12 protein-coding genes, 1 tRNA gene and 1 pseudogene are annotated in these 15,639 nt (G+C 57.5%); 6 read left to right on the top strand and 8 right to left on the bottom strand.

The annotated features are described in order from the left end of the window. Positions 1-14: 14 nt before the first annotated feature. From AB6729_RS06130 to hemC, 3 genes are all read right to left on the bottom strand, one after another. On the bottom strand, positions 15-605 hold the full coding sequence (locus tag AB6729_RS06130) for a sigma-70 family RNA polymerase sigma factor (protein WP_371080690.1): 591 nt from the start codon (positions 603-605) through the stop codon (positions 15-17). 148 nt (positions 606-753) lie between these two features. After that, positions 754-1,503 (bottom strand): uroporphyrinogen-III synthase, encoded by a 750-nt coding sequence (locus AB6729_RS06135; protein WP_371080691.1) that lies wholly within the window; start codon positions 1,501-1,503, stop codon positions 754-756. Between the two features lie 3 nt (positions 1,504-1,506). Further along, positions 1,507-2,604 carry a hydroxymethylbilane synthase gene (hemC, locus tag AB6729_RS06140; protein ID WP_371080693.1) on the bottom strand — a complete coding sequence of 366 codons (1,098 nt, stop codon included), beginning with the start codon at positions 2,602-2,604 and terminating at the stop codon, positions 1,507-1,509. A 137-nt stretch (positions 2,605-2,741) separates the two neighbouring features. Here hemC and AB6729_RS06145 point away from each other — a divergent pair, with 137 nt between their 5' ends. Beyond that, positions 2,742-4,388, top strand: coding sequence for a hypothetical protein (locus AB6729_RS06145; RefSeq protein WP_371080694.1), 1,647 nt, complete (start codon positions 2,742-2,744; stop codon positions 4,386-4,388). Positions 4,389-4,690: 302 nt separating this feature from the next. Here AB6729_RS06145 and AB6729_RS06150 read toward each other — a convergent pair whose 3' ends face one another. From AB6729_RS06150 to AB6729_RS06160, 3 genes are all read right to left on the bottom strand, one after another. Then, positions 4,691-4,948, bottom strand: a complete 258-nt coding sequence (locus tag AB6729_RS06150) for a hypothetical protein (RefSeq protein ID WP_371080695.1) — start codon at positions 4,946-4,948, stop codon at positions 4,691-4,693. 87 nt (positions 4,949-5,035) lie between these two features. After that, positions 5,036-6,286, bottom strand: coding sequence for a glutamyl-tRNA reductase (gene hemA / locus AB6729_RS06155; RefSeq protein WP_371080696.1), 1,251 nt, complete (start codon positions 6,284-6,286; stop codon positions 5,036-5,038). Next, positions 6,283-7,101 carry an inner membrane protein YpjD gene (locus AB6729_RS06160; protein ID WP_371080697.1) on the bottom strand — a complete coding sequence of 273 codons (819 nt, stop codon included), beginning with the start codon at positions 7,099-7,101 and terminating at the stop codon, positions 6,283-6,285. Before AB6729_RS06160 ends, hemA begins: the two co-directional genes overlap by 4 nt. 101 nt (positions 7,102-7,202) lie before the next feature. Here AB6729_RS06160 and mutS point away from each other — a divergent pair, with 101 nt between their 5' ends. The 5 genes from mutS to AB6729_RS06185 all read left to right on the top strand — a co-directional run bounded on the left by mutS (position 7,203) and on the right by AB6729_RS06185 (position 13,116). Continuing rightward, entirely contained in the window at positions 7,203-9,878 is a 2,676-nt protein-coding gene (mutS, locus tag AB6729_RS06165; RefSeq protein ID WP_371080698.1) for a DNA mismatch repair protein MutS, read from the top strand. Continuing rightward, positions 9,875-11,062 (top strand): anhydro-N-acetylmuramic acid kinase, encoded by a 1,188-nt coding sequence (locus AB6729_RS06170; protein WP_371080699.1) that lies wholly within the window; start codon positions 9,875-9,877, stop codon positions 11,060-11,062. The genes mutS and AB6729_RS06170 overlap by 4 nt, the downstream gene beginning before the upstream one ends. Beyond that, positions 11,059-12,588: an ABC transporter substrate-binding protein gene (locus AB6729_RS06175; protein ID WP_371080700.1), complete on the top strand. Its 1,530-nt coding sequence runs from the start codon at positions 11,059-11,061 to the stop codon at positions 12,586-12,588. Before AB6729_RS06170 ends, AB6729_RS06175 begins: the two co-directional genes overlap by 4 nt. 108 nt (positions 12,589-12,696) lie before the next feature. Further along, positions 12,697-12,770, top strand: a tRNA-Gln gene (locus tag AB6729_RS06180). Between the two features lie 223 nt (positions 12,771-12,993). Further along, positions 12,994-13,116, top strand: a complete 123-nt coding sequence (locus AB6729_RS06185) for a hypothetical protein (RefSeq protein WP_371080701.1) — start codon at positions 12,994-12,996, stop codon at positions 13,114-13,116. A gap of 369 nt (positions 13,117-13,485) precedes the next feature. On the opposite strand, the pseudogene AB6729_RS06190 reads toward AB6729_RS06185, so the two are convergent. Both AB6729_RS06190 and AB6729_RS06195 read right to left on the bottom strand, forming a co-directional pair. Next, positions 13,486-14,268 (bottom strand): annotated as a pseudogene (locus tag AB6729_RS06190) (recombinase family protein); the annotation flags it as partial. A 381-nt stretch (positions 14,269-14,649) separates the two neighbouring features. After that, positions 14,650-15,255, bottom strand: coding sequence for a hypothetical protein (locus AB6729_RS06195; RefSeq protein ID WP_371080702.1), 606 nt, complete (start codon positions 15,253-15,255; stop codon positions 14,650-14,652). Between the last annotated feature and the right edge of the window lie 384 nt (positions 15,256-15,639).

Here is a 15,639-nt window from a genome sequence, read left to right on the forward strand (position 1 = left end):
CCATGCCTTTTGCTTTAGCACCGTTTGCAGGTGCAGACTTCACAATGATGTTCCGCACAGGCTCCGCAGGAACGAAGAAGCTCCTTGCGCAGAGCCGCACGCGCACGATGCGCTCGCACCGCAGCGTTGTTGCTGGTCAGGCTTCGCTTCTGCGCATAGGCAGTAAGCGGTTCGTCCGCCAGGTCTACCTCGCGCAACAGCTCCGCGTAGTCCGGCGAAAGAGAATCTACTGCTGACTGCAGGCAGAGGCACACTTCATCGCGCAGGTCGACCGGCGACGTAACGGCATCTTCCATCTCACGCGCCAGCAAGGCCAAGCCTTCGTTCTCCACGCTGTGTCTGCGATAGGAATCGATCACCGCATTGCGCAGAACGCGATAAAACCAGCCCACAACGGACTCGTGCTCCTGCACATTCCCTTCGTGTTCCAGCGCGCGGATGTAAGCCGCCTGCAGGATATCTTCTGCCTTGTTGCGGTCATGAACGCGACGCTCCAGGAATGCGAGAAACTGCCCGCGGTGCTCCAGAAGCGTGTCGAGTTTTGTCGTAACAGGCATAGCGGCTACAGAATGAGATGTTCCGTAGCCGCCTGAGGAACTAAGCATTCCGTTTGCATCCACACACAACGCAGACGCAGACTTCACCACACTCACATGAATTGCACTTCATTGACGTTCTCCCTCTGAGCCGTATTGAGGCTCACTGGGAAACACGCAGCGGGTGGGGAAACATTACACCGGCCGCCAAAACTTTTCAGCCACGATGCCGAAGCGCCGTTGCCACGGCAGAAGCCAGCGATATTACGGTGGCTTCTCGAGCTTCGACCGTCGGCATGCGTCCCTGCTCCTTCAACGATGCCGTGGTGATGGGTCCGATGGATGCCAGCACCATCTCCTTCGGGAGGGTCAGTCCAGCAGCATCCAACAGCGCAAACAAATTCTGCACCGACGACGAACTGGTGAAGGTGATGGCGTCCACCGTAGGCAGTTCACGTTTCAGGCGCTCCACGGATTCTGTGGGAATCACCGTGCGATAAGCAGGAGCCAGAGTCACTTCGGCACCTGCTTCCTCCAGTATTTCAATCAGGACATCTCTTCCCTGTTCTGCGCGCACCAGCAGCATGGATGCGCCACGTGCGTGCGGCAACAATGACTTCGCAAGAGACTCCGCAACAGCCGTCTGCGCCTGCAGACGCACGGGGAAGCCCGCATCGCGCAGCGCCTTGCTGGTAGCCGCGCCAATGCTGGCAATGCCGCAGGTCAGCGGCACAGCCTCATCCTCAAGCCTCTCAGCGAAGACAGCGACTGCATTTGCCGAAGTAAACAGGATCCAATCGAACTCATCCAGCCGCATCAGCACACGGTCCAGCGTGGCGTAGTCATCGCCGGGCGGTGCAAGCGCAATGGTGGGGACAGAAGCAACACGCAGGCCATGAGCCGCCAGCGCATCGCCCAGAGCCGAAGCCTGGTGCGGGGCACGTGTAACCAGAACACGAGGAGCCAAGCGCTACTCGGCCTCCACCCCGGCAAAGCCTTCCACCAGCAACTCACGCGCGCCCTGATCGACGAGCAACTGCGCACCACGCGAACCGAAGCTCTGTGCGGATTCGCCTTCCTCGGCAAACAGCATCGCGGTGACCACACACTCGCCATCCGGTGCTGCAACCACCGCATGCAATTTCACGCGGCCGTGTTCCTGGATACACAGCGCTCCAACGGGCAGCGCGCATCCTCCGCCGAGAGCGTGTAGCAGCCAGCGTTCGCTTTCCACGGCATAACGAGTCGTTGCGTCGTCCAGCACTTTGATAGCGGCAATCGTCTTTACATCGCCAGCGCGCGTTTCAATGGCCAGCGCGCCCTGTCCCGGCGAAGGACATAACATCTCCGGATCGAAACGCTGACGAATCCAGTCGGCCTGCCCGGGAAGCTCCTCACCATGATCGTGATCGGCAAGATGATCGTGGTCCGGATGCGTGATGCATTCGATGTGCGGCGGACGGCCAAACTCCGGGTGCTGCGGATCAAGCTCCACCGGCTTCAGCAGCTTCGTTCCAAGGCGATCAATCCCCGCGGCAGCCAGCACCAGGGCATCGCAATCACCGCGGCCCAGCTTGCGAATACGCGTGTCGATGTTGCCGCGGATGGCAACAAACTGAAACTCCGGATTGAGCGCGCGTAACTGCGCCATGCGGCGCGGCGATGTGGTGCCAATACGTGCATTCGCAGGCAGCGTGTGGATCTGCAGCCAGTCCGGCACCAGCAGAACATCGCGCGGATCAGCGCGTTCCGGGATAGCAGCCAGTGTGAACTGCGCATCCAGTTCCGTGGGAAGGTCCTTCAGTGAATGCACCGCAAGGTCAATCGTCCCAGCCGCAAGCGCCTCTTCAATTTCCTTGATGAAGATGCCTTTGCCGTCCACGTTGGCTGGCGTCTTGCCATCGGGACCAATCATCTTCGCAGCGATGGCAGGGTCCTGCATACGGTCGCCCGTGGTGCGGATGATGAGAATCTCTGTTGTATGTCCCAGCGCACGCAGATGCGCTGCGATGTGATTGCTTTGCCATAACGCGAGCCGCGAGCCGCGGGAACCAATTCGCAGATGCATGGAGTGATCATACTGCGGCCCGGAACGCCTGCCCACTCCCCCGGCGGCGGCTATACCCCAGAGCCATCCTTTGCATCACAAGCAAACAAGCTGCGCCTTTTGTCGATCATGGCAAACACGCGGTTGGAGGGAAGTTCGTGGTTACAGAGCAAACTGCACCGCAGCCGCCTGCAAAACGTCGCGGGGTGTGGCGGTGGATCGCAATTGGCGCACTGATCGTCCTCGCTGTCTTGATCGTCATTGGCAACGTAATGGTACATCGCGCTGGCCCCATCCTGAAGGGCCGCGTGATTGATACGTTGAGCACGCGATTCAACAGTCGCGTGGAACTGGATACGCTGGATGTCTCTCTCATCAAAGGGCTGGAAGTTTCCGGTACAGGACTGCGCATTTACGCACCAGACGATGTCGTTGCTGCTGGCGCAACGGAACCTCTGCTTGCCATGCAACACTTCCGTTTCCACACTCCTTTACGCGGTTTATTTGTGAAGCCCACGCATGTTGACACGGTCTACGTTAGCGGCATGGAAATTCATATTCCGCCAAGGGAAGCGCGCGCGGCTGCTCCCCCGAATCCGCATAAGAAAAAGGGCAAGATTGAAATTCTCGTCGACCAGATTGAGGTGGAGAACTCACACCTGATCATTGGCACCTTCAAACCGGATAAGGACCCGAAACACTTTGATCTGCAACATATCCGCCTGCGCGATGTGGGGCCGGAACGACCGTGGAAATATGAGGCTGTGCTGGTGAACGCCATTCCGAAAGGCGATATTCACGCCACGGGAGACTTCGGTCCGTGGAACAACGAAGAGCCCGGCGATTCGCTGGTGAATGGCAATTACACCTTCGACCACGCTGACCTGGGGACAATCAAAGGCATTGGTGGAACGCTCTCTTCCACCGGAAGCTTCGATGGACAGCTCGACCGCATCGTTGCGGACGGCAAGACTCATACACCGGATTTCACGCTGGATACCGCAAACCATCCCATGCCGCTGGAGACCACATTTCACGCCATTATTGACGGCACCAGTGGCGATACCTATCTGCAACCTGTACAGGCAAAGCTTGGCGATTCAGAGTTCACCTGCTCCGGCGCCGTGGTCAACGTAAAGGGCAAAGGCCACATCACCGAACTGGATGTGAATATCCCCAACGGCCATCTGCGCGACTTCCTGATGCTGGCTGTGAAAACGAAACCGCCCATCATGCAGAGCAACATTGGGATGAAGATGCATCTGCGCATTCCCTATGGCAAGGAAAGCGTGACGAAGAAGCTGGAAATGAACGGCGCATTTACCCTGCGCAATATCCATTTCACCAACCCAAAGGTACAGGACAAGGTGGATATGCTGAGTCTGCGTGCACAGGGTAATCCAAAAGAGGCAAAGCCCGGTGCGCCCGACGTGTCTTCCAACATGCAGGGCAGGCTTGTGAGTCGCAATGGCAGACTGAATTTCCCCATGTTGCACTACACACTTCCCGGTGGTGAAGTAAATCTGGAAGGCACATACAGCATGGACGGCAAGCAGTTTGATTTCTTCGGCAAGGTCCGCACTGAAGCGAAGGTGTCAGAGATGATTGCATCAAAGTGGAAGAGCCTTCTGCTGAAGCCTGTCGATCCGTTCTTCCATCACAACGGCGCGGGCGCGGAAATCCCGGTGAAGATCACAGGCACAGAAGACGAACCGCACTTCGGCCTGGACCTGCATCACAAATCGCCCGAAGAACAGAAGAAACAAAAGCAGGAAGTAATGAAGGACAGCGGCGTGGTGAAATAATCTCCCGGCAGCATTCCATACGACAGAAGAGCGGTCGCATGGGCCGCTCTTTCTGTTGATCTACTGGCTATCCGCACCTATTGGCGGTGATGCGATTTACCATTTCGCGCGGGGTCCTGTGGAGGCTGTTGAATGGAACCTGCCTCACGGCCCTGCTTGCCGATATTCACTGACGACGGTCTCACGTTACCCTCTGTTCCAAGGTGTGCTGCGTGGGAATGAGCATGACCTTTGTCACTCCCCGGCACCGCATCTCGCCGACCTGTGCGCATCTTCGTTGGTTCGTTCAGAAATGCCATGTATCAGTCCTCCTTCGTGAGCGTGTCCAGCGCCTTCCTGACCTCTTCCGTACGGGTGGCGCCCATGCTGAGCGGTTCATCGCCAAAGTCCTGCGCGCCATAATCGTAGTCGGCGCCGCCGTAGGTATTCTGTTTTCCTGGTCGTAGAGCGGTACGTTGTTCCTGGTCCAGGTCCCATCCCAGGGCATGCGCTTTCTCGGCTGCAGGACCTCGTGCGTGTTCGCCAAAGCCCCTTGGTTCACGATGCTGCGAAGCGTTCATCTCATCACCTCACCAACATGTGGGATGGACGATGGAGTGGCAAGGTAGCCCTGAAGAGAAGCGCAAAATGCGCCAGTGGCGGGGAAACTAGCGGTCGCGCGAAAACATGCGGCGGATAACGTCCACTGCGACAGCGTCGCCGTCATTCGCACTCTTGCGCAGACCAGTCATGGGAGCGTGCAGAAATTTACTCATCATGGAACGCGTCATGGCCTCCACGGCGTCCTGTTGCTCCGCGGTCAAACCGGCAAGTTTTGTGCGTGCGCGATCCAATTCCGCGAGGCGCAACTGTTCCGCATGTTGCTGCAAAGCGAGGATGCCGGGGACAGCGTCCAGTGTCTGCAACCGCTGCTGATAGCGACTAACTTCGTCTGAGACAATGCGTTCCGCAGCCGCTGCTTCTTCGGATCGCGCTGTCAGATTCTCTGCGGCCACCTGCTGCAGATCGTCCACGGAATAAACGAACGCTCCATCCACGCCGTTCACCGCAGGTTCCACATCGCGCGGTACAGCAATGTCGATGAAAAACACAGGCCGTCCGCGACGCTTGTGCAGAATCTCCTGCGCGTCGCGCACGTTGAACAGGTGTTCGTGTGAACCGGTACCGGTCACAATAATGTCAGCCTTTGGCGCGTGCTGTTGCAGATCGGCAAAGGGCACGGCAAGCCCGTGAAACTGTTCGGCAAGCTTTTGCGCGCGCTCCGGCGTGCGATTGGCAACGAGGATGCCGGTGGCTCCCTGCGCAATGAGATGGCGCGCAGCAAGTTCGCTCATCTTGCCCGCGCCCACCAGCAACACCTGCTTCCCTTTCAGGGAGCCAAAAATCTGTTTCGCAAGGTCCGCAGCAACCGACGCAATGGATACCGATGAAGAACCAATCTCTGTCTCTGTACGAACTTTCTTCGCCACCGTAAAGGCCGATTGCAGCAAGCGCTCCAGCGTGGAGGAGACAGCCCCTACTTCACGCGCCACGGAATAGCTTTCCTTCACCTGCCCAAGAATCTGCGGCTCGCCCACGACGAGGCTGTCCAGCGACGACGCCACACGGAACAGGTGGCGCACCGCCTCATCCTCGCGGAACTCATACAGATGCGGCGCCAGCGTGGATTCCGGCACGGCAAAGTAATCTGAGAGGAAGGCCCGCACATCGCTGGCCGATTCATGCTCCGTGAGCAGTTCCACGCGGTTACAGGTGGAGAGAATCAACCCTTCATGCACGCCCGGATGCTGCACCAGCGAACGAATCGCATCAGCAAGCTGGTCCGGCGCAATGGCAAGACGTTCCCGTATATCAATCGGCGCGCTCTTGTGGTTCACTCCCAGCAGGCTCAGGCTCACGGGCGCCCCGCAAACTGATGCACACTGCTGACCTGGTCTGCTGACCACACGGCCAGCATGATGAAGAACACAAACGACGACAGCCACACGGCGCGGCGTCCACGCAGGCCACTGGATCTACGAATGGCAATCATCGCCACGTAGGCAATCCACATGGCAAAGCTGAGCAACACCTTCGGGTCGCGGAAATAGGACGCGCCATAGGTCATCTGAGCCAGCGCCGTACCAATCAGCAGCCCCGCCGTCATGCAGGGCAGGCCCACCAGCAGCGACTTCAGCGCAATCTGATCCGTCGTCTCCAACGGCGGCAGCTTGCTGAGAATGCCGCGCGACGAACGCGATTTCAGCCTGCGTTCCTGAATGAGATAGAGCACCGATGCCAGCACGCTGACAAACAACGCCGCATACGCCGTCAGTAATAGCCCGATGTGCAGCCACAGCCACGCCGAATTCATGAACGGTACGGTGATGTCGTGCGTTCCGGGCGCAAACGCCGGCATCAGCCCCAGCAGGAACACCGCAGGCAACAGAACCACGCCCACGGTCAGCGTCCGATAGGCCGCATAAACCAGCAGAAATGCCGCAGCCAGCAGTAAGCCGAGGGCCGCCTGGATCTCGCTTGCGTTGACCGGAACCAGGTGATGGGCCGAGCGCAGCATCTCCGCCACGGAGACGAAATGGAACAGCAGCGCCGCCACGGTGGCCGGAATGGCCACTACCCTCCATCGGGGACGGTCATACAGCACGGCAGGCAGCACCGCCAGCGAGGCAACGCCATACAGTACAACAGCGACTTTGAGCCAGAAAATAGACACGGCAGAAGGGCTTGCAACCACTATCCAGTATAGCGGGTGCCGGATTTGGGCCTAGTCCTCCACAGGCTGCATCGCCATAAAACGGTATCCTGACGGAAGCGATGCCCCCGGAAAAGACCACCGTCGAAGGCAACAAGCTTTCGCCCATGATGCAGCAGTTTGCCGCCGCCAAGGCTGCGCACCCCGATGCGTTGCTGTTCTTCCGCATGGGCGACTTCTACGAGCTCTTCTACGACGATGCCATTGTGGCCTCGCGCGAGCTGCAACTGACCCTCACCGCACGCGACCGCGAACGGCAACAGCCCATGTGCGGCGTTCCCTACCACGCGGCCGAAGCTTACCTGCAACGCCTGCTTCGCAAGGGCTATCGCATTGCCATCTGCGAGCAGATGGAAGACCCCAAGCTGGCCAAGGGCATTGTCAAACGCGAAGTTACGCGTGTCGTCACGCCCGGCACAGCGTTGGACCCGACAGCATCCGCCAGTGAGAACACTTTCCTTGCCGCCCTCACGGTAAGCGCAGATCGCAAGTCCTCTGGCATTGCCATGCTGGATCTTTCCACCGGCGAATTCCGCACCACGGAGTTTCGCGGTACGAACGCAGTCAACCTTGCGTTGGAAGAAGTGGCACGCAATCGCCCTCGGGAAATTCTTTTGCCTGCTGGCCTGCACCTGGGCAATGGACAAACCGACCTGAACGGCGAAGTCGATACCGACGCCGACCTGCTTTCCGGCGTTCGTACGCGCACGCCAGTTGAGGACTGGGTCTTCACCAGCGAATACGCGCTGCCGCTGCTGCAGAACCACTATCGCGCACACTCGCTGGAAGGCTTCGGGCTCGCAGGTAAAACCTTTGCTGCTATTGCAGCCGGTGCGTTGCTGCATTACCTGCGCTCAACGAAGCATGATGAGCTGGAACACCTTGATGTGCCACGCTTCTACGAACGCACTACATGCCTTGAGCTGGATGCGGTCAGCGTGCGCAATCTTGAACTCGTCGAACCTTTGTTCAGTGGAGAGAACCAGCAGACCACGCTCTGCTATGCGCTCGACGCCTGTCGCACGCCGATGGGCAAGCGCCTGTTGCGTTCGGTTATCTTGCGACCATCTATCCATGCGGAAGAGATTGAAGCAAGACACAGCGCTGTGGCACAAGCGAAGAATGATCTTGCAGCACGCGAACGTTTACGTCGTGCATTGGAAGGCGTGCTCGATCTGGAGCGCCTGCTGGCGCGTCTTGCGCTGGATTCCGCAGGCCCGCGCGAGGTCGTTGCGCTGGGTCGAACGCTTGCCACACTCCCTGCTATTCACGAAGCTCTGCAGGACTTGAACAACGGCCGCTGGTCTGCACTTAAAACCAACTTCGATACGCTCATCGACGTCTGCTCTCGCATTGCACAGGTGATTGTGGAAGAGCCGCCTTTGCGATTGGGCGAAGGCGATGCGATCCAACCTGGCGTAGATGCAGAGCTGGACGAACTGCGCGGCCTGTCTCGCAGTGGACGCGAAGCCATCGCCGCTATTGAAGAACGCGAACGTGCACGTACCGGCATCGGCAGCCTGAAGGTTCGTTTCAACAACGTCTTCGGCTATTACCTTGAGATCACCAAGGCGAACCTCAGCAACGTGCCTGCGGATTACGAACGCAAGCAGACACTGGTAAATGCAGAGCGATTCACCACACCGGAGCTGAAGGATTACGAACGCAAAATTCTGACGGCGCAGGAACGCCTGGGAGAAATTGAGCGTCGCATCTTCGCCGCACTGCGTCGTGAAGTGCTCGACACTGCACCACGCATGCGCGACACAGCCCGTCGGCTTGCGGAGATTGATCTACTGGCAAACTTCGCACATGTCGCCGCATTGCGCGGGTGGACGCAGCCAGAAGTGATCGCGGACAGCACCGTACTTGAGTTTGCTGAAGCTCGCCATCCTGTCGTCGAACTTCGACTGGAAGAAAATGGCACGGGTCGCTTCATTCCCAACTCCGGTTATCTCGACAGCGACAACGGCCCATCGCTCGCGCTTATCACCGGCCCCAACATGGGTGGTAAATCAACCTATCTGCGCATGGCCGCGCTGCTGGTCATTCTTGCGCAGAGCGGCTCCTTCGTTCCTGCCGCGTCCATGAAGCTGGGCCTTGTCGACCGCATCTTCACACGCATTGGAGCCAGCGACAACGTGGCGCGTGGCCGCTCCACCTTCATGGTGGAGATGACGGAGACCGCCGCAATCCTGAATTCCGCAACGCGCCGCAGCCTTGTTCTTCTGGATGAGATGGGACGAGGAACGGCCACGTATGACGGCTTATCGCTGGCGTGGGCCACAGTCGAACATCTGCACGAACGCATTGGCGCACGCACGCTGTTCGCCACGCATTACCACGAGCTCACACTGCTGGAAGAGAAACTGGTGCGGCTGAAGAATCTGCGCGTGGCCTGCCGCGAAACTCCGCAGGGCATCGTCTTCCTGCATCATGTGGAGAGCGGTGCTGCCGACCGCAGCTACGGCATTGAAGTTGCTAAACTTGCTGGTCTGCCGCGCGAAGTCATTGCACGTGCACGTGCCGTGTTGAAGATGCATGAGAAGGCAGAATCTGCATCCATTGCAGCAGCCGGACAAGCGGTGCAGCCAGCAGCGCCGTCCATGCAGATGACCATCTTTACCCCACTCTCACAGCGCGTTGTGGATCGTGTGCGCGAACTCGATGTAGACCGTATGACGCCCATGGAAGCACTACAGCTGCTGGCCGAACTGAAGCGGGAGATTGCCGAATGAAGACACAGAAAGCGATGATTGTGGCTGGTGTCATGAGTGGCACTTCTGCCGATGGCGTGGACGTTGCACTGGTCCGCATTACGCCGACAAAAGATGCTGTAAAGCCACGACTGAAAATGCTTTCGCACACAGCATTCGCTTATCCGAAAAAACTTCGTGATGCCGTACTCGCCTCGATGGATGCACCTGCAATGAGCACCGCGGACTTTGCACGCGTGCACTGGCGACTTGGCGAGTTCTATGGTGATTGCATTGCGCAGGCACAGGAGCAAAGTGGCATCCGTGCAAAGCTTGCCGGTCTTCACGGACAAACAATCTACCATCAGGGCGCGCCCACAAAATTCTTAGGAGAGCCGCTGCGCTGCACGTTGCAGATTGGTGAAGCCAGCGAAGTCACCGCGCGCACCGGACTTCCGGTGGTCAGCGACTTCCGCCCGGCAGACATGGTCGCAGGTGGACAGGCAGCACCGCTGGTACCCATGTTTGATCGCGTCTTCTTTGCACATACGAAACGCAATCGTGTTTTGCAGAACCTTGGCGGTATCGCAAACATGACGGCCATGCCCGCTGGCACAGACAAACTGCTCGCCTTCGACAGCGGCCCCGCCTCCATGATCATCGACGCCTGCATGCAGCAACTCTTTGGCAAAAGTTATGACCGCAATGGAGCAACAGCAAAACGCGGCAGCGTCATCAACGAAGTAATTGCCGACGCATTGAGACTTCCCTACTTCCATCTGCCGGCACCGAAGAGCTGTGGACGCGAAGAGTTTGGCAAAGCTTACGTGGAACGCTTCCTTGCTGCGTGCCGTCAACACGATGCCAAAAACGAAGACATCATCGCGACCGCAACGGCACTCACAGCGGAAAGCATCCTCGCGGCGTATCGCACTATCGTGTGGCCTTTTCTGGGGCAAAACGCACCGTTGGCACAATCCACGGATTACATCGTTGCGGGCGGTGGTGCAAAAAACTTAACGCTGATGAAGCTGCTGCGCAACGGGCTGGAATCGCTCGGCGTCGCCGTCAGCACAACAGACGACTTCGGAGTGCCCTCACAGGCAAAGGAAGCCATGGCCTTTGCACTGCTGGCATGGCTGCGCTGGCATGAACTTCCTGGCAATGTCCCTTCCGCCACCGGAGCCACGAGGCCCGCAATTCTGGGAAGGATTACGCTGCCATGAGGAAGCGTGTCTGTTCCACGGCGCTTCTGCTTTGCCTTCTCCCGCTGGCTGCGTGCCACGAACGTCCTGACCGCGACACCGTCGTCATCGACATTGAAAGCTCACCCACTAACCTTGACATTCGAATTGGTTCTGACGCGCAGGCGGAACACATCGGAGCACTTCTCTTCGATTCCATCGTTCGCAAGGATCAGCACTACAATTTGCAACCCGCGATTGCCACCGCGTGGGAGTGGCGCGATCCACTGACACTGGTGCTGCACATCCGCGATGGCGTGCGCTTTCACGATGGCAAACTACTGGATGCGAGTGATGTCGCATGGTCCATCGACTCGATGCACAACGGTGCCATCACCACGGCCAAGAGCGGCAACTATGCCAGCGTCGATCATGTAGAAGTCCCTGATGCGCACACCTGCATCGTCCATCTGAAAAAACCGGACGCCAGCCTGCTCTTCAACATGAGCGATGAACTCAGCGCCGTGGTGGAGAAGGGCGCAGGCCAAAACATGGGCGACCATCCTATTGGGACCGGGCCGTTTCGCTTTGTCAGTGAAGAGCAGGACAAGGAAGTTGTTCTGGAACGCAATCCAAACTACTGGGGCGGCGCCCCAACGATTCCGCGTGTGCGTTTCGCGATTGTTCCCGATGCCATCACACGCGCGCTGGAGTTGCAGAAAGGCTCTGCCGACGCGGCTTCCAACGCGCTCACAGGCGACATGGTTGCCGTGATGCAGAAGGACCCTCGACTCGTCGTAGAAGCGAAACCTGGCTCCATCGTTCTCTACATCACTTTCAACGCAACCGATCCGCAGCTACGCGATCCGCGTGTGCGGCAGGCGTTTGCCTATGCAGTCGATCGTCCTGCGATCATCCAGGCGCTGTATCACGGACAGGCAGAGTTGCAGGACACTCTGCTGCCCAACGGCCACTGGGCCGCACCCACAACGAACGATTCCATTACCCGCTACTCGCACAACATTGCAAAGGCGAAACAGCTTCTGGAAGAAGCCGGCTATCACGCGGACAAGAACGGCACGCGCATTCATCTGACACTGAAAAGTTCCACTGACGACACCATGCGATTGCTGGCTGCCGTGGTGCAGCAACAGGTGCGCGATGCAGGCATTGACCTATCGCTGCGACAAAACGAGTTTGGCACGTTCTACTCTGACGTGACCAAAGGCGCCTTCCAGATGTACGTGTTGCGCTGGGTTGGCTCCAATGAAGATCCGGATATCTTCCGCTACGCCTACAGTTCCGCCATGATGCCGCCTAAAGGTTCCAACCGTGGCCACTACAGCAATCCGCGCGTGGATGCATTGATTGCACAGGGCGCGGCAGAGATAGACATCGCAAAACGCCATGCGATTTACCTGGAGTTGCAGCGCATTCTGTCGGAGGATGAGCCAACACTGGTGCTGTGGTCGCCGGATAACATTGTGGTCCACACCAGGCGTTTGCAGGGTGTGGTCCCCGCATCGGCAGGCAGCTTCGGCTGGCTTCGCACGGCCACGCTGAACTAGTGCCCGGCGTTTGACTCTATCGCGAGTGTTTCGTACACTTAAAAAGTCAGTTGAGACGCGCAGGCGACTCGCTTACACAACCAAGCGGAAGCTCTTCCGCGTCTGTGTTGCCCTCTCGTTCAATGGTAGGACCGACGACTCTGACTCGTCTAATCGGGGTTCGAATCCCTGGGGGGCAACCAAAGCAAGCTCTTGGCTATTCGAGGCCTCATTGCGGAGCGCAAAGCCTGCTAATTCCGAATAAATTGAAGGGTTCGGTGGTGTTCCAAAGCCCTGAATTGTGAGTGGCAACCCCTTGGGGAAAAGTTTCTGCTGAATCCTTTGTTTTCCCTGTAAATCCGCGGCCTCCCATGTGCTTCTGGTGTTCCAAAGCGTGTGTTCGAGATAGCGGAAAGCATCGTCCGAATGGAAGCTGTTGGCCTCTACGGTGTAGAGGTGGTTCTGTGCGACTGCGATGGCGTTGCTGATGGACTTGCTGGCGGCCTTGTAATCCTCTGCCTCAATCACGCCATCGGCGAGTTGAGATAGTAGGCGTTCTTTGCGTGCCTTGAGTCTTCCTAGCTCCCTACGCAATGCCTCCGCCTCTTCGCCAGCGTTCTCATTGCGCTCTTGCCAGACGGAACGGAAGGCTTCACGCATTCGCGACATTGCTTCGTGCGAAGGGATCATGCTATCCAGCAGCGATGTAAAGCTGGCCTCAACTACTTCGCGCTTTACGTTCAGGTGTCCAGCTGCACGGTGGCACCTGTAATAGCCGAATTTGTTTCCCAGTTTGCCAGTGCTTATTGAAGCCGTCACGGGCTTCATACACTGACCACAGAGGATCAGACCTCGGAGAGGAAAGTCCTCGCGGTCACGAGCGTGAGGCACGGCTACGGGCGACTTTCCTGACAGGATTACCTGCACCTGATTGAATAGTTGCTCAGACACAAGTGGTTCAAAATCCCCTTGTACTGACATACCCCACTTCGCATTCACGATCTGCCCGGTGTACATGGGGTTCACTAGAAGGCCAGCGAGGGTTTCCTGATTGATTCGCAGACCTCGCTTTGAACGAAGGCCGCGCTCCGTGACCGTCTTCAAGGCAACCGCTTTCTGATGCCCCTTCGCTACCAGTTCAAATATCTGGCGAACTAAAGGGCCACGTTCTGGATCAATTACCAGCGATGGCCCGCCTGATGAGCCGTTGAGGTATCCAAGAGGCGCGGGCCACTGCCATCTGCCACTAGCCAAGCGAGTACGCATCCCCGATACTGTACGTTCTGCTCTTACGTCGTTGTCTAACTCAGAGACAGCAGACAAAAGTGTGGTGAGAAACTTACCCGACGGAGAGTTATCGGTTCGCTCCGTGGCACTCACCAGGGCGATGCACAACTTCTTCAGCGCAAGGCGATACACCGCCCCATCGTCAACAGACCGTGAGAAACGATCAAACTTGTAAACGACAACGTGCGTGATGCCCTTCTTGCGTGCATTGGCTTCGAGATGCCGGAACATGGCTTGGAACTGTGTACGGTCTGCGGACTTTGCAGATTCACCGCGCTCGATGTAGCAGGTATCGACCGCTATGCCATTAGCTGCACACCAATCCCGGCAGACTTTCTCCTGAGCGTCCAAGCTGGTGTTGTCAACCTGTCTGCTCGACGACACGCGGATGTACAAAACGGCTTTACCACTCATTCACATTCCCCCGTCTCGTGTGCATACAGCGCCCATCTCAGAGATTCGGAATCTCGCTGCGCGTGTGCTGTGAATAGATCGTAGATTACATGGGCAAGCTCGATGTAGGGATCTTGCATATCTTCTGTGGGGTCTTCCAAAGTCACTCCTAAAACAAAAAAGCCCCTCGCCCGGTGAAGGACGAGGGGTTCCCAAAACATAAAACCCGAGTCGGGGTATAGCGGGTTGATGTTGCGTTGGGGTGGACTCGTGATTTTGCGACACGAGGGGCAGGTGAGTTTAACTAGATCGTGAAACTGGTGCCGCCTGAACTGCTGCCGTTGTTGTTGGCATAGTTCAAAATGGAGCCACCACTCGAATGGCCACTAATCATTCCGCCTTTCATGCTTCGTTCACCTCCTCTCTCTTCTGCGTGAGAAATTCTTTGGTCGACCGGGCAAAGGTCTCTTCTCGACATGCGTTCATCATCATCCGGCTAACTCTTACCGTTAGGTCACGGTGCTCTGCCGAACCGGGGTGCATGTGCTCAAATGCTTTTGGTGTGAAGTGGATGGAGTCCGGCATGAGTCCGAAGACTGCGGAGTTTCCCCGGTCAGCCAGGTAGAAGCGGCCCGTGTCGTCCTTGCCGAGATTGCCTCGCCAGATAGGAGAATCGGGGTCTCCACCTTCACATAGGCGTGTGTCACAAAGCCATGTAACTCCCGATACAGGCCGTGGCTTGCTAGAGAACCTTGAGTCGTGGACATGAAGATGACCTGTAATATCATCCACGGCAAGATCCCTATAGAACACGTCCACCTTGTCGTCTGGACTGGTGAGTTGGTCTAATGTCGTGAGCTTCAGAGCAACGAGCACACCGGGATTTACGCGCTTGGGGCCGAAGCTGAGTGCGGCACCATAGATGGGTACAACGACGCGAGGAAAGATCGTCGCCGTCGTTAACTCTGAATAATTCGCGAGCCGTCTGCGTTTCCAGAGGTGAGGCAAATATCCTTGCCCACCACGTTCTTCCAACTCCCAGTCTGGCAAGGATCAACGTCAGGGTTATCGCGCTCGACCTTAGCCACAAGACCTAACGGCAACTCCCAGACGATCCTCGTGGAACCGATCCCGATAAGCCTCGGAAACCCTGCTGGAAGGTTCTGTTGCAAGTCTGCGAAAAGCTCGTGGGCATCTAAGCAATATGCGGCCCTTTGACAGATGCCAAGTGACCACGTAACATTTCGGTGGCGTCTGCTGGTAGGTCTGGGTACAACTCCAACAAGCCAACTGAAGGTAGATCGAGCGGTGGTTTACGGGGACGCGCTACGCGCGTATGGGCGAGAGTGGCAAGGCGGTTGGCTGTGTAATCGAGCCAATCTTGTTCAAAAG

Origin of the sequence: Terriglobus sp. RCC_193 (genome assembly GCF_041355105.1) — a bacterium.
Taxonomy (GTDB): Bacteria; Acidobacteriota; Terriglobia; order Terriglobales; family Acidobacteriaceae; genus Terriglobus.

Coding starts and splice junctions, on each gene's coding strand:
- mutS (WP_371080698.1), top strand. CDS start 7,203: ATGCCCCCGGAAAAGACCACCGTCGAAGGCAACAAGCTTTCGCCCATG.
- AB6729_RS06175 (WP_371080700.1), top strand. CDS start 11,059: ATGAGGAAGCGTGTCTGTTCCACGGCGCTTCTGCTTTGCCTTCTCCCG.
- AB6729_RS06170 (WP_371080699.1), top strand. CDS start 9,875: ATGAAGACACAGAAAGCGATGATTGTGGCTGGTGTCATGAGTGGCACT.
- hemC (WP_371080693.1), bottom strand. CDS start 2,604: ATGCATCTGCGAATTGGTTCCCGCGGCTCGCGGCTCGCGTTATGGCAA.
- AB6729_RS06130 (WP_371080690.1), bottom strand. CDS start 605: ATGCTTAGTTCCTCAGGCGGCTACGGAACATCTCATTCTGTAGCCGCT.
- AB6729_RS06150 (WP_371080695.1), bottom strand. CDS start 4,948: ATGAACGCTTCGCAGCATCGTGAACCAAGGGGCTTTGGCGAACACGCA.
- AB6729_RS06185 (WP_371080701.1), top strand. CDS start 12,994: ATGGAAGCTGTTGGCCTCTACGGTGTAGAGGTGGTTCTGTGCGACTGC.